Source organism: Burkholderia sp. PAMC 26561, from assembly GCF_001557535.2.
Taxonomy (GTDB): Bacteria; Pseudomonadota; Gammaproteobacteria; order Burkholderiales; family Burkholderiaceae; genus Caballeronia.
In genome coordinates, this window is record NZ_CP014308.1 from 525,854 (window position 1) to 549,546 (window position 23,693).

The 23,693-nt window shown below is 54.9% G+C and carries 12 protein-coding genes and 3 pseudogenes; 4 read left to right on the forward strand and 11 right to left on the reverse strand.

The annotated features are described in order from the left end of the window. Positions 1 to 306: 306 nt before the first annotated feature. From AXG89_RS25315 to AXG89_RS43270, 3 genes and pseudogenes are all read left to right on the forward strand, one after another. Positions 307 to 1,449 (forward strand): sensor histidine kinase, encoded by a 1,143-nt coding sequence (locus AXG89_RS25315; protein WP_179197489.1) that lies wholly within the window; start codon positions 307 to 309, stop codon positions 1,447 to 1,449. 157 nt (positions 1,450 to 1,606) lie between these two features. Next, positions 1,607 to 2,995 carry a sigma-54 dependent transcriptional regulator gene (locus AXG89_RS25320; RefSeq protein WP_062173644.1) on the forward strand — a complete coding sequence of 463 codons (1,389 nt, stop codon included), beginning with the start codon at positions 1,607 to 1,609 and terminating at the stop codon, positions 2,993 to 2,995. A 185-nt stretch (positions 2,996 to 3,180) separates the two neighbouring features. Beyond that, positions 3,181 to 3,306, forward strand: a pseudogene (locus AXG89_RS43270) (IS6 family transposase); the annotation flags it as partial. Between the two features lie 372 nt (positions 3,307 to 3,678). Here the strand turns inward: AXG89_RS43270 and AXG89_RS25330 are convergent. From AXG89_RS25330 to AXG89_RS25370, 8 genes and pseudogenes are all read right to left on the reverse strand, one after another. Beyond that, on the reverse strand, positions 3,679 to 5,553 hold the full coding sequence (locus AXG89_RS25330) for an ATP-binding protein (protein WP_069638442.1): 1,875 nt from the start codon (positions 5,551 to 5,553) through the stop codon (positions 3,679 to 3,681). Between the two features lie 162 nt (positions 5,554 to 5,715). Further along, on the reverse strand, positions 5,716 to 7,530 hold the full coding sequence (locus AXG89_RS25335; RefSeq protein ID WP_062173647.1) for a putative bifunctional diguanylate cyclase/phosphodiesterase: 1,815 nt from the start codon (positions 7,528 to 7,530) through the stop codon (positions 5,716 to 5,718). A gap of 93 nt (positions 7,531 to 7,623) precedes the next feature. Next, positions 7,624 to 9,051 (reverse strand): HD domain-containing phosphohydrolase, encoded by a 1,428-nt coding sequence (locus AXG89_RS25340; protein WP_082771621.1) that lies wholly within the window; start codon positions 9,049 to 9,051, stop codon positions 7,624 to 7,626. Positions 9,052 to 10,902: 1,851 nt separating this feature from the next. Then, complete coding sequence (locus tag AXG89_RS44270) at positions 10,903 to 12,471, reverse strand: methyl-accepting chemotaxis protein (RefSeq protein WP_162916126.1); 1,569 nt, start codon at positions 12,469 to 12,471, stop codon at positions 10,903 to 10,905. 832 nt (positions 12,472 to 13,303) lie between these two features. Beyond that, positions 13,304 to 13,522 carry a hypothetical protein gene (locus AXG89_RS25350; protein WP_062173653.1) on the reverse strand — a complete coding sequence of 73 codons (219 nt, stop codon included), beginning with the start codon at positions 13,520 to 13,522 and terminating at the stop codon, positions 13,304 to 13,306. A 565-nt stretch (positions 13,523 to 14,087) separates the two neighbouring features. After that, a complete protein-coding gene (locus tag AXG89_RS25355) occupies positions 14,088 to 14,528 on the reverse strand; it encodes an SET domain-containing protein (protein ID WP_062173655.1) in 441 nt (146 codons plus the stop codon). A gap of 628 nt (positions 14,529 to 15,156) precedes the next feature. Next, a pseudogene (locus AXG89_RS25365) lies at positions 15,157 to 15,870 on the reverse strand (IS630 family transposase); the annotation flags it as partial. A 36-nt stretch (positions 15,871 to 15,906) separates the two neighbouring features. Beyond that, positions 15,907 to 17,483 (reverse strand): IS3 family transposase gene (locus AXG89_RS25370; protein WP_236873502.1). Its coding sequence is split into 2 segments (ribosomal slippage): positions 15,907 to 17,024 and positions 17,024 to 17,483, totalling 1,578 coding nucleotides; the frame shifts between segments, so codons are not numbered across the junction. Positions 17,484 to 17,549: 66 nt separating this feature from the next. Between AXG89_RS25370 and AXG89_RS25375 the strand changes: the two are divergent. Next, positions 17,550 to 18,164: pseudogene (locus tag AXG89_RS25375) on the forward strand (TOPRIM nucleotidyl transferase/hydrolase domain-containing protein); the annotation flags it as partial. 753 nt (positions 18,165 to 18,917) lie between these two features. On the opposite strand, the gene AXG89_RS25385 reads toward AXG89_RS25375, so the two are convergent. From AXG89_RS25385 to AXG89_RS25395, 3 genes are read right to left on the reverse strand one after another with little or no spacing between them, the layout of a single operon-like run. Further along, positions 18,918 to 19,883, reverse strand: coding sequence for a plasmid partitioning protein RepB C-terminal domain-containing protein (locus tag AXG89_RS25385; RefSeq protein WP_062173660.1), 966 nt, complete (start codon positions 19,881 to 19,883; stop codon positions 18,918 to 18,920). Further along, positions 19,880 to 20,770 carry a ParB/RepB/Spo0J family partition protein gene (locus tag AXG89_RS25390; RefSeq protein WP_062173662.1) on the reverse strand — a complete coding sequence of 297 codons (891 nt, stop codon included), beginning with the start codon at positions 20,768 to 20,770 and terminating at the stop codon, positions 19,880 to 19,882. The genes AXG89_RS25385 and AXG89_RS25390 overlap by 4 nt, the downstream gene beginning before the upstream one ends. Next, on the reverse strand, positions 20,730 to 22,331 hold the full coding sequence (locus AXG89_RS25395) for a recombinase family protein (RefSeq protein WP_069638443.1): 1,602 nt from the start codon (positions 22,329 to 22,331) through the stop codon (positions 20,730 to 20,732). Before AXG89_RS25395 ends, AXG89_RS25390 begins: the two co-directional genes overlap by 41 nt. Positions 22,332 to 23,693: the final 1,362 nt, after the last annotated feature.

Below are 23,693 nucleotides of genomic sequence, written 5' to 3' on the forward strand. Positions count from 1 at the left end.
GGCTTACCGTGTGCCGCCGGTGAAGCGCAGCGATCGGTCAATTCTATACACTGCTTGACCAGCGCACCGACTTCCTTGACTTAGCTGTGTATTGCGTCTTCTGATAAATAGTTGGATAACAGCTCGGCCCACGCATCGCAGCTTGCTCTAACCGGGGCGGTTTACTCTCAAGCGGCTTCGCATCAACCCGGACTATACGGTTCCAGACAACCCACGTTTCTCGCTCGCCACCGGCGTTGTTGGCGCCGGCGCGCAAGACCAGTCTCTAAACCGACAATGCTGCCCCACTACGCTTAAGGTGTCGCGATGATGCACGACTTTTTGTTGGATAACCACAAAGCGCTGATTGAGCGGTGCAGAAAAAAAGTTGCGGTGCGGCCCGGCCGCGCGACAACAGAGGAGCAATTGCAAAACGGTGTTCCGTTATTTCTCGATCAATTGATTCAGACGCTCAGAATCGAACAGACGAGCGATCCCTTGGCCCACAGCGGAACGCCGGGTCTGCCAGCAAGCGAGCAAACTCTCGACGAGGTAGACCGAACAGCTGCGAAGCATGGTCGCGAACTTCTGCTCCTCGGATTTTCAATCGATCAGGTCGTGCATAACTATGGTGACTTATGCCAGGCGATCACGGATCTCGCGTATGAACGTAATGCTAGCTTTGAGGTCGATGAGTTTAGAACGCTCAACCGCTGTCTCGACAGTGCAATAGCAAGCGCTGTTGTGGAGTACACAACCCAGCGCGACTTTATCTCGGCGCACGATACTGCGCTTGAGATGAACGAAAAGATTGAATATTTGGCGCAGGATTTACGAAACCGTCTTGGGACCGCAATGCTTGCTTTCGCGGCAGCAAAGGCAAGTAATCTTAGTCTTAAGGGCCCAACCGGCTCGGTCCTGGAACACGGCTTGTTTGAACTCCGCGATTTGATTGACCAAGCGTTGGCAGAGACTCGTTCGACGGCTGGAGGCGCTCCTGTTGGGGAGGTGTTTTCCGTCGCCGAGCTAATCGAGGAAATCAGATTCGCTGCGGAATTGGCTGCTCAGGTACGCGGATGCTCCCTTCTTGTTACGGCGGTTAGCCCAGCCCTCAACGCAAGGGGCGACCGAGACCTGCTGTACGCCGCTCTCGGCAGTCTGGTGCAAAACGCTTTCAAATTTACCCGTGCGCACACGGCGGTCTTTTTGAATGTCCATACGGCCGCAGGCCGTATCTTGATCGATGTCGTTGATCACTGCGGCGGCCTTCCTAAAGGCGATATCGATGGAATCTTTCTGCCCTTTACGCAAAGCACCATCGACAAAACCGGCCTTGGTCTGGGCCTCGCCGTTGCTCGTAGAAACGTGGAACTGAACGGCGGGAGCCTTACCGCGCGGGACATGCCCGGGAAAGGCTGTGCCTTTACGATTAGCCTTCCCTTTTACGACGGGCCATCGCCCCCCAAGTGACACTGTCTTTCGCCTTGACACACGCCACGAACACGATCAAATCGCCGGAATCGCGCACGGGTTCAAGACCTGTTATCAAGCGTAGGCGTCAGTCGTACAGTTTAATCGGCCGTTTGTAGCGTTTCCCTAAAAATAAGCGTGAAATAAAGAGACAACGATGAATGAGCACGTAAGAACCCTTTACTACGTTGGCGAAAATGTCGGGGCGTCTCTGCGAACACTCCTTGAGGATCGAGCGTGGCGGGTTGAGACGATCCTGCAAGACGACAATTTTGAAAGCGCGCGCCGATTCGGCAGCGCGTCGGCGGGGCTGTTTGACTTCTCAGCGTGTCAGCGCCCGCTGGATTTTTCGGCGCTTCGCGGGTTGCTATCCCATTCGCGAATTGGATGGGTGGGCATATGTCGTCCGACTGACATTGAAGATGCAAACGTACTTCGGCTGATCCGTGACTATTTCTTTGCATATATCACGTTGCCGGTATCGAACGATCAAATCATCAACGCCATCGGCCATGCCTACGGCATGGCCTCATTGCACGAGCACGCATGGAAGGATCAGCCCAACAAACACTCAGAGGGCCTCATGATTGGGTCGTGCGACGCAATGCTTACACTGTTCGGTTCTATTAAAAAAGTCGCGATGAGCGACGCTGCTGTATTCATCTCTGGGGAGTCGGGAACCGGCAAGGAATTGACTGCGCTCGCCATTCACGCCTCTTCGATGCGGCGCGACCGTCCCTTCATCGCGATCAACTGCGGTGCTATCCCGACTCACCTCCTCCAATCGGAATTGTTTGGGTATGAGCGCGGTGCGTTCACGGGTGCCAATCAGCGTAAGATCGGTCGGGTGGAGGCCGCGGACGGCGGCACACTGTTCCTTGACGAGATCGGCGACCTACCCCTCGAAAGCCAGGCGAGTCTGTTGCGTTTCCTGCAAGACCGCACCGTCGAGCGCCTCGGTGGCCACGCCCCTACTCCTGTAGATGTACGCATCATATCCGCAACACACGTGCAAATGCAGACGGCCATGATCGATGGTCGTTTTCGGGCGGACCTGTTCCACCGGTTGTGCGTCCTGCAGATCAATGAACCGCCGTTGCGCGAGCGGGGTAAGGATATCGAGTTACTTGCCAACCACATGCTCGCGCGTTTTAAAAACGAAGCCAGCCGCCGAGTGCTTGGATTTGCGCCCGATGCAATCGCCGCGATTCACGTCTACGGCTGGCCAGGCAACGTACGAGAGTTGATTAACCGCGTGCGCCGCGCGATCGTTATGTCGGAAGGACGACAGATACGCGCGGTGGATCTTGAACTAGCCGAACATGTCGAGAGCGCGCCGATGTCGCTCGCACGTGCGCGCGAAGCGGCGGAACGCCAAGCTATCGAACTCGCGTTGCTGCGTCATCGGGGACGTCTCGGCGACGCCGCGAAGGAACTTGGAATTTCTCGCGTGACGCTATATCGATTGCTTAACGCTCACGAGCTGCGGGTGGCACCGACCCGTCCTGAGGGTGTGACAGAGGCCGCGTCGAGGCCGGATGATTAAAACTCCTAACGGGGCACCAACGCCGTTTGCGCTTGAGACGAGTGACCGAACTACCAATGAACGCAGATCCAAACGCTGCAATGGCGATGTGTCATACCTGAGGCGCAAAAGCAGTTTTTAAGGCATTGTCAAATTAACGCGGTGAGACGGCGCGACGGCAGATGTGACGACTGATCAGAAAGCGAAAAGCGTATTTCGCGCTCAAGCGGCATTTGCTGCGCGCTTCACTTTATCGCAAACAACTGGCAATCCAATTCGTTGCATGGCGCGAATTCGCAGAACTCGCCCAAAATCCGTCGATCGCTTCGTGATAGTCGTCACACCTGCCCTCGTGCCGTCTCACTCTTCGGAACTCGACAATGCCCTTTCCGACCCTTGCCTGGTCGAGTCCCAGTGTTCAGTCCAAAGCTGTATCAACTTGAGATTGCGTTTGACAGCGTCATCGGGGCCGTCCTCGCGATGCGGCAAAGCAACTCGGAACTTCTCGCGTAACGTTGTATCGACTGCTCGCGACTCATAGGTTGCTAGTAGCAACGGCTCCCGCTGGGGTCGTTATGGAACACGCGCCGAGGCGTGACGAGTGAGGCTTTCGTCCAGAGCCTTTGACGCTGTTTGCGTCCATGACCGGTGGTCCGTCAACGAACGAGGGCAACGCCTACTGAATCACATGTGTACGCGCAAGCCTATTGCGTTGCCGCCAACGCGCTGACAAAGTGCGTCCGCGTCCCGCTCGCTTTCTCAACGTGGCGATGCCTAACCGGCAGCGTGAGCCGAAAAGTCGTTCCCGTCCCGACCTTGCTTTCGGCCTCTAACGTTCCATTGTGTTTTTGCACGATGCCGTACGCCAGCGACAATCCGAGCCCGGTTCCTTTGCCCACCGGTTTCGTTGTGTAGAACGGGTCAAAAATGCGCAAGAGGTTTTCCTCCGCAATGCCACAACCCGTGTCCGAAATTACAATCAACACGATCTCCTCCTCTAGGCGAGTACGGATAGTGATGACGCCTCGTCTTTCTCCAATCGCTTGCGCTGCATTCACGAGCAGGTTCATGATCACCTGGTCGATCTCGGACGGGAGGCACTCGATCTCTGGTATCTGACCAAAGTCCTTGATCACGTCTGCTTTGTATTTGATCTCGCTGTTGACGATGTTTAAAGTCGCGTCGATGCCGTGATGCAGATCTGCAAATTGCCATTCCGAATTCTCACTTACGCGAGAGAACGCAGTAAGTGCTTGTACGATATTTCTAACCCGCGTAATCCCTTCTTTGGTTTGTGTCACCAAGACCGGTATGTCGTCCTTCAGATACGGCAAATCGACAATCTCCTTTTGCAAATTCAGATTTTCCGTCATTGCCTTCGATTCGATAAAAGCTTCCGCTTGTGCATACGCATCCAACAGGGCCAACAAATCCTTAACATAGCCATCAAGAGTGGCGAAGTTGGATAAGATAAAGCCGATTGGATTGTTTATTTCATGCGCGACCCCGGCGGCAAGCTGGCCGATAGAAGCCAACTTTTCGGATTGCAGAAGTTGAGCCTGCGCCTGAGAAAGTTTGATGTTGAGTGCGACCAGTTCGGCGTTACGCGATACAAGCTCCATCTCGATTTGCTTGCGCTCTGTGATGTCGCAATTAACACCGACTATGCCAATCACCTTTCCGTCGTCGTCGCGCAGCGGCACCTTCGTAGTCAGCATCCACGCCATATCGCCGGTTAGCAAATAATTTGTTTCTTCTTCGTGATTCATCAGTGGCCGGCCAGACTCCATTATCGTCATCTCATCTTGGTAATAACGAATTGCGGACTCCTCTGAATAAAAACCGAAGTCGGTCTTTCCGAGCAGCTCGTCTGGACTAGTGACTCCCATACCTTGCGCCACGGCCATATTGCCAAAGATGAAACGTGTCTGCGCATCCTTCGCATAGATACGGTGAGGGAAAGTTTCCGCCAGCGTCCGCAAAAGATTGCGTTGAAAGGCCAAATCGCTTTGTAATAAGCTAAGCCGCTTGTTTTCCTTTATCAGATTTTCACAGTGGCGGGCGTGTTCCAACGAAATGGCTGCCTGTTCGACGAGGAAACTCAGGAACATCACGCGCTCGTCGGGGAACGCGTCCGTATGAAGATCGTCCTCGAGATAGACGAGTCCTAGAAACTGGCTGTGCGCGATCAAAGGTATGCATGCGACAGATCTGACATGTCTCTCGACGAAATAAAAATCGTTTGAGAAAGAATTGGGCTGCGCCGCGTCGGCGAGTATCACTTCAACGTACCCTCGCTGTACGCTGGCGAGAATGGTTTCCGGTAGCGCTAGACAAGAAGCGTCTTGAAAGCTTGTGCGAACATTCACACACTGATCCCCTCTTTCGCCATGCGCGGCTAACCGCAACGCACTACCTTCCGCCAGCAGCAAACACCCCTTGCTCGCGCTCGAATTGTTCATCAACGCCCGAATAAGAGTATCGAATAACTCATTTGGTTGGCGGGTTGCGGCTAGCGCCCGCACGACGTCGAACACGCCGGAAAGCTCGGTGGCACGCATACATTTGTCGATCCACATAGCGATCCAGAAGGGTGAAAGAGGTATTACTTGTATGAACCAGAGGGTCCGCCATCTGCTTATTCCAGATGAGGGGGCTTTCTGATGCGGTTCTCACCACATCAGAGATTTTTAAGTCGGAAATTCAGATTCCGGCCGATCATGCGGCGGATAGCATTTGGGTCACGACACATCTTCTTGCGCGATCCCCTGAACCGTATCTCGCTCTGGAAGCAACGCTGCACGGCTTGACTCGTCGAGTTCCCACGCAGCAAGGAACCGTTCAATTTCTTGTTCGGGCCGCGGGCGGCTGAACAAGTACCCCTGAGCTTCGTTGCAGCCGGCACTGGACAAGAATTCAAGTTGCGCGTTCGTCTCTACTCCTTCGGCTGTGCTGTCGATTCCAAGACTTTTGCAAATGCCCATCACGGCCCAAATGACTGCCTCGGCTTCCGGACGCTGACCAATGCCCCTCGTAAACGACTGGTCGATCTTTACGCGATCAAACGGAAACATCTTCAGATAGCTCAACGACGAGTAGCCCGTGCCGAAGTCATCCATTGCGATACTGACACCCATGCGTCGCAGCCGATGAAGCACAGACAGCACGGCCTGCGTATCGTCCAGCATCATCGACTCAGTGATCTCAAGTTCGAGCCGATGCGGCGCGAGCCCAGACTCCCTTAACGCCGACGCGACGGCGTCAACAAGTCCATTGGCTCGGAATTGGGCCACAGACAAATTCACCGATACGCGAAGTGGCTCCGGCCACCGTGTCGCCCGCCAGCAGGCATGCCGCAGTACCCACTCGCCAATGGGTGCGATAAGTCCTAGTTCCTCGGCCAGCGGCACGAATTCTCCAGGATTGACGATACCCCGCTTTGGATTGCGCCAACGCAACAGTGCTTCGAAGCCATTAATGCGTTGGGGATGCAGATTGACGAGAGGCTGATAGCAAAGTTCGAATTCGTGCCTGCCGATTGCCTGCTGCAATTCAAGCGAGAGGGCTCTTTCCGCCTGCACAGAGCGCTCCATCGCGACGTCAAAGAAACGATAACATCCGCGGCCAGCCGACTTCGCGTCGTACAGCGCGAGGTCCGCGTGCTTCGCCAACTCGGCCCAATTGGCGCCGTCCTCGGGTGCGATCGCAATGCCAATGCTTGCGCCGATTACGACGTTGTGTCCTCGAATGGTGTAAGAGTCGCTGAGACCGCAAATCAGCCGCTCCGCAAACATCGAAACGTGTCCGTGTTCAACATCCTGTCTGATCAGCACCGCAAATTCATCACCGCCTATTCTTGCAACAACAACACAGTTCGACGCGTGCTGCGAAATCCGTTCCGCGACCCGTTGCAAAAGCACGTCACCGATCTCGTGCCCAAGCGTGTCGTTCACGTTCTTGAAACGATCCAGATCGATATACATTAGCGCACAACCGTCCGGAATTTCGTGCGACAACGCCTCTTCAATTTGCCGTCGCAGCAGGTCCCGGTTCGGCAGATCAGTCAATGCGTCGTGGGTCGCCACATGCGCAATGCGCGCGTCGGCCCGGCGCGACTCCGTAATATCATCGAATGTTTCTATGGAACCGCCTGTCGACAAAGGCTGATGCACAATCAACATGACGCGATGGTCGAACCATCGCTGCTCCGCAGTGGCCCGAGTCTTCAATGAGACCATCGAAAAATAGTCAGCAGCATAAGGCTGCTCATTGGATCCCATTTGATCCCTTAATGCCGGAGAATCGGACAGGACATCGACATAAGGTTTGCCGTGTTCAAACGCATCGGCCGCGAGTCCAACCAAATTTAAGAAAGTTCGGTTGCAAGCGGCTAGGTTGCCTTCCTCGTCCACGAAGCAAATTCCCTGCGGAATATTTTCTAATATCACTTTCAGACGGTCCTGCTGGACAGTCAATTCGCGGATCATTTGCTCGCGGGTGAGGCTTGGTTCCTGAAATTCTCCCGCGTGCACCCGGCTGCTATCGGTGATGTTCATGGATGTCTCGCATCGATCTGATTCATTGCTGTCGCTCTTCAATCATGCCCGACCGTTACAATCCGAAAAAATCAAAGCGTTATGGCGGCGCATCTACTGGCGCGCGGCTTCCGGCTTGATCGGCGTAGCCAAATAGACCTTAATTGTGAACGGCGTCCCTTCCTGTTCTTGGAAGCGCCTTACCTGTGCTATTTGATGAGTCGACAAGTCACCGTCTTTCGCCAGCAGCAGAACGCCTCGACCGGTATGCAGGTCATCGGCGAGTCGCATGCCTTCTCGAAGGTCGGTTACGCCGATTTGCTCGACCGGCGTGTCCGTGCTCAACGCAGAGGGGTCCTTCATCAACGCTACAAAGCGATCGACGATGAGAGGGTCGTAGCGCGTGCCAGACTGCGACTTGAGCATGGTGATGGCTTGTTCGACCGAAGCGGGTTGCTTCACGATGCCCCCGCTGCGCAAGCCTTCGAAGTCGCGGGCGACTGCAAGAATCCGCGAACCGAACGGAATATCGGCGCCAGATAAATTGTCTGGCGTGCCTCGACCGTTGAAGCGCTCGTACTGGTGGCGGATGATGTGAGCGACGCGGTCCAGCTGGGCGACTGGTGTCAACACCATTTGCGCGCGCAGCGGATGCTGATAGAAAAACTGAATCTCTTCCGGAGACTGACGATCAAGCGATTTGTGCAGCAATTCGTCTGGCAACGACAATTTGCCGATGCCATGCAGCAGGCCGGCAAAGAACAGATCTTGTGCCTCCAAGTCGCTCATGTCGAACGAAAGTGCCAAGCGCCGCCCTGCTTCACCAATACGCAGCGATTGGCCTCCGAGCACACCGCAGCGCAGTTCAATCATGCTCGCGCAGACCTGCACCATCGTTGAGAAGTTCCGTTTGAGATCGCGATGCGCGTCTTCAAGGAACATGAACGTTTGATGGATCTCCTCCGTGCGAGCAAGAACTTGCGTCTCGAGTCCGGCGTTTAAACACCGCAGTTCGTCATTCTGTCGGTGCGCCAACTTAGTAAGCCGCTCGGTTTCTTTGACAAGCCTGCGTTGCTCCAGTGCTTGGGCTACCGTCAGCAGCAGGTCTTGGTCGTCCCATGGTTTGCTAAGATAACGATAGACCCCCCCTTCGTTGATTGCACGGACGACCGATTCAATCTCCGAGTAACCGGTCAATAGAATGCGCATCGTATCCGGATAGAGCGCCCGCGAATGCGCCAGCAACTCTGCCCCGCTCATATAGGGCATTCGCATGTCCGAAATGATTAGATCAACGTTGGTTGTTGCGAGCAGACTCAACGCAGCCGCGCCGCTTTCCGCTGTGACCACGTGATATCGGGCGGGCCTGAGCAAACGTCTAAGGGCCGACAACACACTCGGCTCGTCGTCGACGAGTAGCACAACAGGGATTGAGGCCGCGTCGTTGTCTTCCATCGATTCTGCGGGGCCCCGGTCAGCATCCTGCTTAGGAGGCGCGTTATCCACGACCGGGACGTCAAGCATTACTGTCGGATTCGTCATGGTGTTCCACACTTTTATTGTCCTAGGGTCGCACATCTAGCGGCGATTCCCGCTCATGCGTCGATCAAAACGTGATTGTCCGAGGCATGCGACAGTGTTCCGGACCGAACGGGAAACCTGATTAATCGCATCTGCGCAATGGGTAGGTTCCTACGCCATAACTCAATTGCTTGCAGTCTGAATAAATGAATGCGCCGGCGACATGCAACATCCCCCGCCGACAACGGCCAAGCCTAGCCTCTTCTGCGAACAACGCTGTAGATGGGAGCGGTCACCATCGCGCTCGTAAGAAACTGGGCGGGTTTTTCGCGCTCAGTGGATACAATGAAGCCAACAAAATAACTAAAACTTTTTACATTCGTAGGTGACAAATGAAAAACACGACCAACGAAACGTACCGAATCCGAATACGCGGATTAATGCATCGAAATTATGCGGGTACGGGTGCACGCGGCGTTGGGCCGAGAAGTACAAATAAAAAAGCCGGCCACAGCAGCTAACGGCAAAAGACGCTGACGCCGAAGAACCGTCAGCACCTGAGAGAAGAGTTGATTTCGGTTGGGCAAACCCAACCAGCGGTTGGGCAAACTCAACAAGGCATACGCAGTATGAACCCATTTTCGGCGAGTCCATCACATTTAATCTGCGAATTACAATTTTATATTTTCTCGGTATTAAGTTCCTGCGAAATATATACCAATCACTGATTTGGATAGCTACCGGCTAAACGGTTGGGTTAATGTTGTAAATATTTGCTTCGTAAAGCAGCTTGTTAAATCCCGAAATAGCGATATACAACACCATTCCAGACCTTGATCAGCCCAGCTTAGGACGTATGAATGGCAACGCTATATCTTTTTCGGCCGATAGGAATATGACGAACCGGTCGCTCTCCCCATGCCGGGCTTTTTTTACGTCTCTGGGTTCAGGGGCAACATTGGCTGTCGTTAACACGTCTATCACCGCGGTGACCGAAAACCGAACCCATTAGGACGTTACATGAAAAAGCTAATCCTTTCCCTCGCCGCTGCTGCCGTAGCGCTTGTCTCAGTTGCGCCGGCGTTTGCGGCTCCGTATCACCATCATCGCGAGTGCCACAAAGTCCGTGTTCACCACCATTGGGAAAATCGGTGCCGTTGAGCCGCAGATCCCTGTAAGTAGAGAATAATAGTTAAACGCATAACCATGTGGTCGCGTCTCACGGCGCGACACGAACAGTGTCCCTTGTGCCCGCTTTCTCGGCGGGCTTTTTGTTATCTGCGCCGCCCCTAAAACTACATCCTTCTCGCTGTCGCACAGCGCCACGCACTTGTCACGTTCCGTGGCGAACCGGAACTCGCCGCACCCCCCTTACGAAATGGAAGTTATGCGCTCCCCTGCGGACCATAGAATATGACCAATCAAAGTCGTCGAGCGTAGGCAGAATATGCCACATACGCGGACAAAATCTGTCTCGCTTGTATTGCAGTCAACGCGTATTGCAACACGATGAATCGCTCCGAGACTGCCGTTGATTTCGGCTTCCGGGACTGAAGTGTTCGATCGCTGGATCAATCGCGGCGGCGCTGCGGCATACCGTTTCATGGTTAAGTTGAATTGAGTTCGGGCAGTCGTTGGTTGCACCTCTGTCCCGGCTATGTTGCGCCCGGGCGGTTCTTGCTGCGTTACTCAAGGACGATATCTTTCGCTATTTCGACAAACGAAAAAAACCCCGCTCGTACGAGGTTTGGAAAAGCATCTGCCGAGGGCAAAACAGGCAAACACTGAGAGACCTAAAATTGGATCAAGTCACGATTCGACCTTTTGAAATGCATCAATCAGGCTCACCTTGGAAGGTTTCGCGACCAACATTTATAGCGTTGTCGACAACAAAGCACCATTGGTGCCAGTTCGAAAGATCGCAACCGTTTCACGTAGTTGCTCCGCTTGGTCCTCAAGGGAACCCGCCGCCGCCGCTGCCTGCTCGACCAGAGCCGCATTTTGCTGAGTGACCTCGTCCATCTGCGTGATGGCTTGGTTCACCTGTTCGATACCTCGGCTTTGCTCTTGGGAGGCAGACGCGATCTCGCCCATGATGTCATTTACTCGCTGAATCGCCGTACCCAGCTTATCCATCGTGTCACCGGCGCGTGCAACGAGCGCGTTGCCCGTTTGCACCCGGTCGCCGGACGCTTCTATTAAGCCTTTAATCTCCTTAGCCGCTGTCGACGATCGCTGGGCGAGGCTTCGTACCTCCGATGCCACCACGGCAAACCCCCTACCCTGCTCACCTGCGCGAGCAGCTTCCACAGCGGCATTGAGCGCGAGAATATTAGTCTGAAATGCGATCCCTTCAATGATGCCGATGATATCGGCTATCTTCCCGGAGCTTTCATCGATTCCCGCCATCGTCTCGACTACCTGCTTGACAACGTCGCTGCCCTGCTGGGCAACACTTCGAGCGTTGTCGGCGAGCCCACTTGCCTGCCGGGCATTGTCCGAATTCTGTTTGACGGTAGACGTGAGCTCCTCCATGCTTGCTGCGGTCTCCTCAAGCGATGCGGCTTGCTCTTCAGTACGGGCGGAGAGGTCGGTATTGCCCGCAGCGATCTGCTTAGATGCGCTCGCAATTGATTCGCTGCTGATGCGCACGCTTCCGACCGTCACCGCCAGTTTCTCTTGCATGGCGGCGACGCCGCGCAGCAATTGTCCCATCTCATCATTTGCGCGAACTACAATCGTGCGCGTCAGGTCGCCATCAGAGATGTGCTGGAAATGATCAAGGGCTTCTCCAAGCGGCCGCATGATTGCCCGCTTCAAATAAAACCAGCCAGCAAACGCTCCCGTGATTCCAATTACCAGCACGAGAACGCCAATCACTTGTTGCTTGCGATAGGTGTCAACGTTTACAACGCCTTGTTCACTAGCGTCTGTGATCTGGAAATCTTTAAGCTTAGTCGAAGCATCCGCCATGACGTTGTACGCAGCCGGCAACGTCTCCATCGCGATATGACGGATCGCGGCTTGGTCGCCGCTCGCGGCGGCAGTGTTGAAGGACTCGACTACCTTGCGCAGTTGGGTTCGAGACAGCTTTGCAGCCTCTGCTAGTTTGTCTTCATCTGCGCCGCGAGCGAGCACATCGTACTGCTTATACATACCATCCGAATCATCAAGAAAGCTCTGTGCTCGGTGCTGCAGACTTGCGATATTCGGCGCGGCAGGATCCAGGGCGATTCGATCCAGCACCAGCCGGGCGCGAGCCATCATGACCTCGGCTTTGCCGAGAGCGTTCACGGACGGGAGGCTGTTGTGGCTGACATCCTGCGCAGACGCGTTGATTGTTCCCATGCCGTACAGGCCGAATCCGGTTGCTAAAGAAAGCAATAACCCAAGAAACACCATCGTCACGGCGAGACGCGTTCGAATCGAAAAATTTTTCATTTTATAAACCATTAATAATGATGGGACGCGAGCTGCTGGATGTGGACTTGTCTGGCTAAAACTTGCGTAACGGCGAAGGAATAAACTTGGATATATGCGATGACGCTCGACACGGAGGTGCCGCAATTTGGCGGCAACATCATCTGTCATCTTGCACGTCCCTGCAAACGTGTTAACGGCCTATCAAACCTTTAGCGCAGCAACATTTCGAAAGATAAGGTCAAGTGCATGAAAAAGCTTAATTTGTTGACTCAGATCAACGAGGGAGAGTGCAGTAATATTTATACAAGTCTGTCCATATGTGCTCTGTCCGACCATTGGGTTGCCGCCGCTCTCAGCTCCCGTCACATTCGAGCTTGCGCTTAAAATTCCCGAGCCTAGACTAGGGGCACGCGGTGATGAGGTATTAGATTCTGGGAGCCGCTTAGGACGTCGCACTATTCGGCGGATGACATATGCGAGCGGTTGCTCAGGCGCACCGGTTGCCGGACGGATAGGACCCTCCCCATACTGCTGATAGAGTCCGTTTTATCGGAACCATGTTCAAGGGCGCGCCAGCCATGCAGTGCAGCCTTTTTCTTTGCTTTCACGGGTGCGGAGATGGCTCGTGTTGTGCCCTAAGCCAATCGTGCAGCCGGGCCGCCCCTCTGCAAAAATTGAGCGCCGTCTCGGCCAGTTGCGATGGCTCGCTTACATTGGATTTTTCAAGCGGAAAGCACCGGGCATGTCGGAGAATTGAGCAAAGATAATCCGCGCGTCGGTCGACGACCTTGGCACCTGATCCGCATGCCGGGGCGCGCGACTACGATTCATCCTTGGGGTCTGATCCGCGTTAGCGTGCAGACTGTCTATAGGTGTCAGTCGGCAAACGAAGTATGTCGGCCGCAAACTCTTCGACGACCGCCTTCCATTCCGGTGTGCCAACCACGAAATCGGCTGGGTTCGCCTTTCCCCGTGCGCGTCGTATCGCCACGATAGATAGGGCGAAAGCACGTGCTTCCATAAACAGATCGCGATCCGCAGGAAGCGCGTCCGTGGCTTTGTCGGTCATACCGCTCTCTCTTATTTTTTGTTGGTCTTCAACCTACTACTCCTGCCTCGGCGGCCTCGTGATGACAGCGCCCGCACTCCCTTTACATCGGCCAAGACTGGGAAAACTTTAGTCTTTAGCAACCCAAGATCATTCGGAGCTGTTGGCGAGCGCAGGCGCTGGCGCGATGAGCTGTTTTGCCCCCCCTTTGCGCGACAGATACCATTCGACCAAGGAGACTCGAATATTGAATTGAAATAAAGTCAGCAGAAGCAAGAATTCGTCATTGACCCGTGAGACGACGAATTCTCAACGGACGTGGCGACGTTCGTGTCAAATCCGTAAGAAGCCAATGAGCAGCTGATGCAAAATGACGAGGGTGACTGCTGGCGGTGAAACGGGTATAAACCGATAGCGCTGCTCACGAAAGGCCGCAAGCTTTTCCAGACGAGCCGCAATTGCGTGCAGGAAACCTGACGTAAGAAACCGATATTCTCTCCACCAGCTTGCGCAGGCAATTTCACAACAATCCAGGAAACGGCTGTCGCAGATGCGCGAAGCTTAAATCCCTCGCATCGAACTCTATTCACTTTACATACAGCATTGTGGAACGGCACTTCTTCGCACCGCATCGGCATGCGTAGGTCGCTTTTAGCGCTTTGCTGGGTCGGCTTCCAGCATCCAGACGATAATCGATGAAAATTTCGTCGCCGACTTCGATCTTTTTGATCGCACGGATATAGACGCGATCGTTGTCCTGCTCGGCCTCGCAGTTCGGTGCGCAGCTGTGATTAATCCAGCGCGCGGAGTTGCCGGCAACAGCACCGTCGATCACGCGGCCATCGCCGATCCCGAAAAAGAAAGTGTGCCCCGCCTCCGCTTCTGATCGGGCAAACCGTCGATTTGCTTCGCGTTCAGACAGTACCTCGCCTTTGTATTCAAGCAAATAGTCGCCACGCGCCATGACCGCCGAGGCGAATACCCCGCGCCCGTGAATGGCTGAACGTCGTACGTAAAACCTGCGCATGCCCCTGCTCCGAAAATGATGCTTGACGAATGTCCCTCCGATGCAAAATCATACCGTTCCAAACGGGATCACAGCACGAGGCTCATGCGAACACGCACCTATTATTTGAAACGCCAGCCCGCTCGAGGTACGCTGGTTCGTTATGACGACCGTGTGGCTGAGGTATTGGGTGGTGCCAGGGGCAATCGGGTCATGATTAGATCCGTGCACGGGGACGGGACGACGCGGATCACCGCGGTGAAGTGGCGAAATCTTGCGGCGCTGGGCGCATCCCTTTTTGAGTGACCCGGGTTTAACTTATGGTCCCGCAAGTTCGCAAAGGCTCGTTCATCATGGGCAAGGTCCTTTCCGAAGCATCGATTAGGGGCATTATGTCGGAACATACGTCGACTTCGGCTAGGTAAGTCACTCAGCTATGGTCTCTCGCCTCTTCTCCGAGTCGTGCCATATCTAAAGTTCACCTACGGTCTCAAGCGTTAGCACGCGTCGGCCAGATGAACCGCGTTTTCGGGGAATCAATCCGCAGGGTATGTTGTTGCCAACAAGGTACGCTTCGATGCACGGACTCACACATCGCATGCTCGATTCAGGGAGGCAAAACGGTATGTTGGAAGCGAAGACAGCAGAGCTAGTGTTCTGTCCCAGAAATAACTTTACATAGTTTCGCCACTTTCTTGAGAATGGAATCGGCTGTTGCAGTCCACACAAACGCTCGCTTGTGCTGGTTGTACTGCTGAACATAGCGCTCGATACTGGTAATCAGTTGGCGCACGTTTCTGAATGACCCGCGCCGAATCGCCTGTTGTGTAACCAGTCCAAACCAGCGCTCCACCTGATTGAGCCAGCTCGAATAGGTGGGTGTGAAATGCATGCGGTACCGCGGATGTTTGGCTAACCAGGCCTTGACCTTCGGATGCTTGTGCGTCGCATAGTTGTCGACCACCAGATGAATCTCGAGATCAGTCGGCACAGCCTGGTCGACGTGATTCAGAAAGGCCAGAAACTCCTGATGCCTATGGCGTGACTTGCATTGGGTGATGACTTCTCCCGTTGCCGTATTGAGCGCAGCGAATAGGGTCGTCGTCCCGTGCCGGATGTAGTCATGCGTTACCCCTTCGAGATAGCCTAACCCCATCGGCAGCACGGGCTGCGTACGCTCCAGTGCCTGACACTGGGTCTTCTCATCGACGCACAGCACGAGTGCATGGGTCGGAGGGCTTAGGTATAGCCCGACAATGTCGCGCACCTTCTCAACAAAGTACGGATCGGTAGACAGCTTGAAGCTCTTTGAACGATGGGGCTGTACGCCGAATAGCGACAGATACCGGGCCACCGAACTCGGTAGATTTCAAGCTAGATGTCGCCTCAACGATTAGATTTAGGCGGCTTTTTGCTCCTGTCGGTGGTCGCGTTTGATGGGTTCGAAGTTGTCTATCTGATCGGGATTCAGATGGACCGTTTTTACGCGCTTCCAGTTTCGAGTGGGGCCTTTCCATCGTAGCGGGTTGCGCTGCTTTGCCGCCTCGTAGAGCATCGCGCGGCGATCGAGGATCTGCTGGTCGAGGTTGGCGTGCCGTTGGGCAGGCGTGACGAAACGGATCGCGCTGTGACGATGTTCGTGGTTATACCAGCGCACCAACACGGTGACCCAAGCGCGCGCGGCAAATAGAGTGTCGAACGCCTGCAGAGGATAGGCCGGCCGATACTTCAGTGTTTTGAACAACGATTCCGAGAACGGGTTGTCGTTGCTCACGCCCGGTCGACTCAATGACGGCATGACACCCAGAGCCTGCAGGGTGGCGAGCATCGTGGCACCCTTCATTGGGCCGCCGTTATCCGAATGCAAAATCACCTGACCCGGTTTGATCGCTTCACGTGCACATAGGTCCTTCAGAAGCTCGCTGGCCTGGGCGCTGCTCTCTTCAGCGTAGACCTGCCAGCCGACGACCATCCGACTGAATACGTCCATGAACAGATAGAGATAGAAATACTGCCCGCGAACTGTCGTCGGCAGGTAAGTGATATCCCAGCTGAACAATTGATTGGGCTCGTCGGCACAAACTGCGCGAGGCTTGCTGCGGGCGCGCGCTGGTTGTTCACTGCGCCGATGAGCAAGCTGTTTCTCTTCACGCAGCACCCGGTAGAACGTCGATTCTGAGGCGATGTAGCGGCCCTGGTCGGCCAATCGAGGGACGATTTGGCTCGGTGGCAGATGAGCGAATTCGACAGAGTTGGCCACCGCCAGCAGTTCAGCGCGCTCATCGGTCGACAGCTTGTGAACAGCATCATGATGGCGTAAGGCGCGCCCATCCACTGCTTCAGGACCGCCGCCTTGCCAGCGCTGCACGGTGCGCGCGCTTAGCCCGAGCACAGCACATGCGCGTGCCTGACGAGCCCCGGCTGTAGTCGCCTTGCCGATCAGCTCCTGCAATGTCGCACGCTCTTCGGGGGAGCTCATTCGTCCTCGTCCCCGAACAGCGCCTGGTACTTTTTTGAAAGTATCAGCAACGCGGCCGCCTCCGCTAAAGCCTTTTCCTTGCGTTTCAATTCGCGCTGCAGCTGCGCATTGGCCTGTTTCAGCTCGCGCAGTTCTGGAGCGTTTGCACGTGCGCTGCTCGCGGTGCCGGCCGAGCAAAACTGGGCGCGCCACTGGTCCAGATGATGAACAAACAAGCCACGTTCACGGCACCACGCGCTTAGTGCCTCGTCGCTCAGTCCATGGCTCTGCTGCAATGCCAGCAGGCGCTCTTCCAAGGACCAATCTTCCGGGCGTCGTGCATCGACTGGCCCCGGGTTGCGGTTTGCGGCGTTAGACACGCGGATCCACTTCCTCAAAGTTAATACGTTCATGTTCAGTTCCGCGGCAACCGTTCCTACGGACCGGTTGCCGCGTTGCAGGACCTTTGCCAGCGCCTGCTCCCTGAATTCGACAGAATACGTCTGTTTGGCATTCACAACCTGCACCTCTGAGTTCTTCGGATTAAGAAAATTCAGAGGCGACATCTAGTGTGACGCAGGGGGGTAGATGCTGACCAGGTTAGCCGTCAACTCGATGGCGTCGTCACGAATCGCCTCTCGGTCGCATTGTTCGCAGCGCATGTGCTGCTGGTCGAGGGCGATACAGAGGCGGCCGTGTTCTACGGCATCGGCGATCGGGACGCGGTGGGGCGTCTCGAATCCCAAGGACTGTCGATTGTTCCGGGTGGGGGCAAGGGTGGAATCCCACTTGCTCATGCCATCCTTACCTGCCTCGGGATTCCGACCTACGTACTCTTCGACGGAGACAGCGCCTTCGAGGTGCGGGCCAACGCTGCGGGTAAAAATCAGACCGCTATAGATGGCGAGCGCACGAAGTTTTCGACAGAGAACCGGCGGCTGTTGAAGTACCTCGGTGAGACCGAGGTTGATTTCCCATCAGAACAGGTCGGCGATCGTGTCGCGACCCTGAGCGACCACCTTGAGACCTACCTAGAGTCCAACTGGACGGAGTGGGTCACGTCGTGTGCGGCGATTGAGGCCGCTGCCGGAGTCCTGCTCGCAAAGAATCAGTATGCCTACCGGACCGCGACGCTTGAGGCGCAAGGAGCCGTTCCAGAGATGCTCAAGCAGATTCTCATGAAGGCGGGAGGGGCGTAGACATTGGATGAAATCATCTGCCTTCACAATCGCGAATTGAATGGCCGCTTGCTGGGTGGATCCGACATCTGAATGTCCGAGCAACGGTGCGGGCGAATGACGCTTCATGGCCGGTCCCCGCCTGCTGCGACCGTTCCGATACGCGGCCTAGCCCGCGAACTGCAGTGACATATGAACCTCGTCATACATGTCTCCCTAATCTTCAAAAAGTTTCGCTCCAACCGGAACTCCCGGAATCCTAGCGGCATGTTGATCTTGATCGCGGCCGTACTTCTCGCGTTGGCCGCTACGTTTGCCTGTGTGACGCCCGGCACAGATCGCGCGAAATCCAGCGCTTTCGCAATAAGCATTCTGCTAATGCCTTACCCTCTCATATCGGGCGCTCCATAAACGCCCCATACGAAGGCTTTGTGGCTTAACTATCGAAGGTTTTCGCGTCCAAATGCGGCGACCCCTACCAGTCCTTCGCCGTTGAAGGCGCCGAAATTTCGCGATCATCGTGAGTTGCCAGCTGGCTCAATGGCGTCTATCTGTTTTTTCAAGCTGATGATCGGTGTTGGAACGCCTGCGATTCGATGACATCATGCTCACGGACAGTCATCCTCCGACAATAGCAATTTTACTCCTACAGGTACATGTCACTGCGAAGGCGGGCACACCAGTAAATCGAAGTATCGGACCCCGTTCGGTTTGCCATTCGCCACCGCTGCGACGGGCGCAACTGTTGCCTATCCGACCTATTTCTGGGATTAGTCACACCACATCCGTTGCGTGCATGCGTAGAAACGGTAACTTGACCGCTTTCCGCGGCCCGTTTGTCACTTCGACTTCGTTCACGACCGATTGGAAGTGAACCGAATATTCGGGATAAACCCGTGTTAACCAAGACGACACTGCTTCCTCCCGCATGAGGCTTGCAATGTAGCTCGTAGCCACTGAAAGATGAAGATGATCGATTCCATATCCTTCTTCGGTAACGCTGACCTGAGCTTGGAGGATGGCGAGCTCTTTTTCGAGTCGCGCAAGTTGCGCGGATAGATCATTCGTGACTTTTCGTTTCCCGGGGCGATGCAGCTCAAGCAATTCGGGGGGCGTCGCTGCCAAGATTGCTTTCGCAAAGGAGGATGCGAAGTTGCCCTGCCCGCACATCAGTTCCGCGGCTTCAATCTGACGGGTCGGACGCATCGCCTTAAGCGCCGCAAAAGTGGCACCTGGACAAGTCTTATCGGCAAGAAGCGCTTGTGCTTCTCGACAGATCCCAGTCAACAACATTTGCTTCTGGCGCACTGTCCCCGGTCCAATACCCAGAACGGTTGCAAGGTGCTCACGTGACACGCCGTGTGCGAGCGCTTTCGCAATCATCCGGGCATCTTGAGCCTGAGAAAGATGACTGACGTGCTTGTTGTAGGTGTACGCCTCGTCATCAGTCGTGATGAGGCAAAGTGCTTCTTCCATATCGAGTCGCCGTAAGGCTTCAAGCCGAAGCCGGCCATCGAGAACTCTATACAAATTAGACGGCTCGCCCGCTGCCGTGACGACGACCGGTTCAACCAAGCCGACGGCGGCGATAGAAGCGAGTACCTGAAAAAACTTCCTACTGACCAATGCCTGCTGCGGCAACGGCTTGGCGATTCGAAGGGACTTAAGCTTAAGTGTCACGGCACTGCACGCGAACGCCGTTTTAACCCCAACGCCGGTCGGGTTTTGATATGGGTTCATGACATCTCCCGACCGAGCCGTTCCTGCAATGCGCGCGGAATCGTCGTTAGCCCCTTGCTAGCGAGAAGCGCAACGAAATCCCTGTTCGAGAGGAGATCCTTTAAAGCTGCGACAATGAATAACAGACGCGTTTGAACAAGTTCAGCTTTCTTAACAAGCAGCCGTTGCTTCCCGGCCTCCTTGATATACATTCTTCGTAGGCGTTCAGGCGTCAGTGCTTTAGACTCAACCGAGCTAGACCCGTGCTTGGATCGTCCGGGACCGGCGCAGGCCCGGCGCTGAACAAGGCGCTGCACCACTACGATCTGCCGACCCTTGAGCGTCCCATCGGCATAGGCATCGGCTAACGCGCGTTGCACGTCCAAATCCGAGGCTTTTGAGATGTGAATGGCAAGCCGCAGCGGGATCGTACCGTTCTCAACCGCTGCCAGCAGGCGCTCTTCCCCGGACTCGACAAGCACGAGCAAGTCCTGAAGGTAATTCACCGAAACGCCGACCTTGATTGCGAGATCTTTGTCTGAACACCCCGCTTGGCGTAGCGTCTGAACGGCGGCGAGAAGTTCGGCAGCCGAGTGATTGCGTCTCGCGACATTTTCTACAAGGCTGCGCACCAGGCATCCTTGTTCATCGCCTTCAACGATAAACGCTGGCGCCTCCAAATAACCAAGCAGCCGGAGCGCCTCAATACGTCCCTGCCCACACACGAGGTTGTACGTGCTGTACCCGTCGTCGGTTGAACGCAAGCTGACCGTAATGGGTCGCTTCAATCCGACAGCCGCAATGCTGTCTATGATTTCCTGGTGCTTGACCTTGCTTCGAGCTCGCGGATTGAGAATCGTAATGCTGTCAATCGGGACGGTAATTATTTGCCGCGTTTCCGGGTTCACGAAAAACCTCCAAAGAAACTCGAGCCGTAAGTTCGAGCAAGATTTTTAAATCAGAATAACGAAACATTTCAAGTTGAGGGTTAGGCTTCTCCGTCAGCTCAGTCTGCTTCTGCGGTCCCAAGCTGCCCCTGGGCAGTACGAAAAAATCGATAAAATTCACGGCGAATCGGTCAACACGGGCGAGCACCAGGATGTCGACCGGCGGATGGAGTTCAGGCCATTTGATGATCCATCGCACCGGCTTGTAGAGGGTGCGCGTCGCCGGGCGAACGTTAAGCCTTATCCGAATCTCGTTGTCGACGCAAAGCAGGGTTTTGTCCAGTGAATGATGCACCTCATGGCCTGCGTCCCTCAGCGTTGCTATGACAGTATCGGACAGTCGGCTGTGGAGAATTTTTGCCGCCCGTAGAACGCGTAAAAACCCATAGTCGTGCCCATTGTCAAAGCCGATCGTTCGATAAACTTCAGTCAAGCTGCCAAACCGTTTCCTGTAGGTCTGGACTCCTGGGAGCGAACGGTCGGCGGTAATGGCCTTGGCTGTTACCTTGCCGATTTTTTCATGCAGCGCCACGAGTTTGACAAGAAGATCGTCGTCTGGCATCAAATGCGTTCGGCTATCGAGGCGCAGTTGCACAGCATCGAATGTCGCGCGATCGACGACCGGCTCGAATACGCCCACCGCTCGCACCCATTGCTCCGGCGGATTCTTCACTCTCGGTGTGTGTAGCCTCACCGAAGTTCGGTTATAAACGTTGTTGCCCGCATACTTTTCGCTCGTCAGCAGACGAGTGACCGCATCCTTGAGCCATCGGCGATTTAAGTCGGTCCGAAGACCGAAATCGTTTAGCCTTTTAGCAATACGGGTTGGACTCAAGTTTTCCGTCAGGAACCATTCGTAGACGCGTCGCACCAATGCAACTTCGTGTGCAGGACCTGGCACGATCACGACATGGTCGCTCTGAAGGTTTTTCCGTTCCCCGTTGTGCAACGGCCCTTTCACATTGCCGTTGAAATCGACAAGCACCCGTTGAAGTGCATAGCCCGCGGCGGCACCTTGCCTGAATCCCTCGCGCGTGCCGCGGCACTGCCCCAAAAACACTTTCAACGAGAGCTCGCGGCTGTACTCGCCAGCCATTGCGCGCTTAAGCGTCTTCATGATGTTCGAAGATGCGCTGTTGTCATTCTCGAACGGTTCGGCACAATAAACAACACGCACGCCGGCACGTCGACACACATACTCATAGTGCGCGCTTTCATCCACATCTTGAAAGCGCCCCCAGCGCGATACGTCGTACACCAAGAGCACACTGAAGATGCGCTTCTCATCGAGTACATCTTGTAAGAGGCGAGCTAACGCGGGACGATTTCTCATCGAGAGCCCGCTCTTGCCATAGTCCTCGTATGTTGCTGCGATATGAATGCCGTGTATTGTGGCGTACCGCGCAAGTACCTCCTTTTGGTTGGTGGGCGAGTCGCGTTGCAGGTCCGTGGACATACGCACGTACTGAACCGCAGTCGACGATGTGTCCGGTCGGGGGCGCATATGGGTCGCGGGTCGCATACCACACCTCCCGATCAAGCTAGTGTGATAGCTGATGCTGCGAATAATGCAAGCTCCGCGTACGGGTCGCTCTGATCCGAGGCGTTTTTGTAACTGACGTTCAGCTTGGAGGAGAGGAGCGCCAGGGCGTGCTAGTCAAGCATCAAATCGAAAAAATGCAACGAGCGCGAAGTCGGAACGGTCTCGCAAAAACTTTCTTTGCAGACTTCCCGGTATGTACCCAGTCGTAGAACTCAAGACGCTGTGGCAGTGTTGCGGTAGTTCATGTCAGCAGCCAATGGAATTGTCGCCAGGCCGCCAAGTTAGACCGCGTGCGGATCAGAGTCATGGTCACCGGTCCTCGCCGAGAAATCCCGAAGTCTATTTCTTTCGTTGAGCGCATTGCGGCAAAGTTGCCAGATCTGCCGAACTTTCGGATTTCGATAGTTCGGCATCATTTCATGAGTGAAAAGCGTTGCAATATCACGGTGAGCAATCCGTCTTCTCGCAGCGATCTGCTCGCGAGCAAGCTTAAATGCGAACTGTCCAAGACACACACGTTGAAGCCAATTCGCTGACTGCCGATTCCTTGTCAGCCAAATACGAATAGACTCGACCGAATGTTCGACACTCCAATTGTCGGTTAGAGCGTGCGACGTCAAAGCGCTCACTACCACATAACAAAGAAGATGAGCTTCCATATCCGGCAGTAGGTGATGCGATTTATTCATAGTTGGAGACTCACCCGAATTGAAGCTCGCATTCCTTTCTCACAAAGGGTTCGATCGTAATATTAACGACTAGACGCCTCCTGGGCTACTACAACCTGCGCAACAATACTGATCAGAAATTGAATCGTCCGCTCCGACTGCCAATTCTTAGCGAGCGGCCTCAGAGATGGAGCGATAGCCGACGATGACATGGGAACAACGGATGCTCTGAGGCTTTCGACTGGAGAGCCCCGGCTTCTGGGCGAACTTCAAGCGTCGCGCGACCGCCTTCGACGAAGATCTGTCTGAAAAACAACTAATACGGCTGGTGGGTAGGATCAGGATCACCTTCATCCGCCACTATCGCGATAGTCACCATCCAGAAACCTTTCCGCGGTCGAGCGTTTCAGCCAAAGACGGAGCGTGAGTCATATACGATTGGATGACCGGTCACGGAGTGAGGCGGACGTTGGAATGTCCGAGCGACGACACGTGTGGCCGGCAGCTACTGGCCGGACCCGGTCCGACGATGTTTGGTAGGGCTATGCTGTAATTGTCCGGTTTACGTCGGGTAAAAGTCGGCCGCCTCTGTCGTTCGCCACCTCATCTGACAAATGACAGCTTTCGGACGAAGCTCGGCCCTTCAAATGGCGCGGTTCAGAGGGAACTTCCC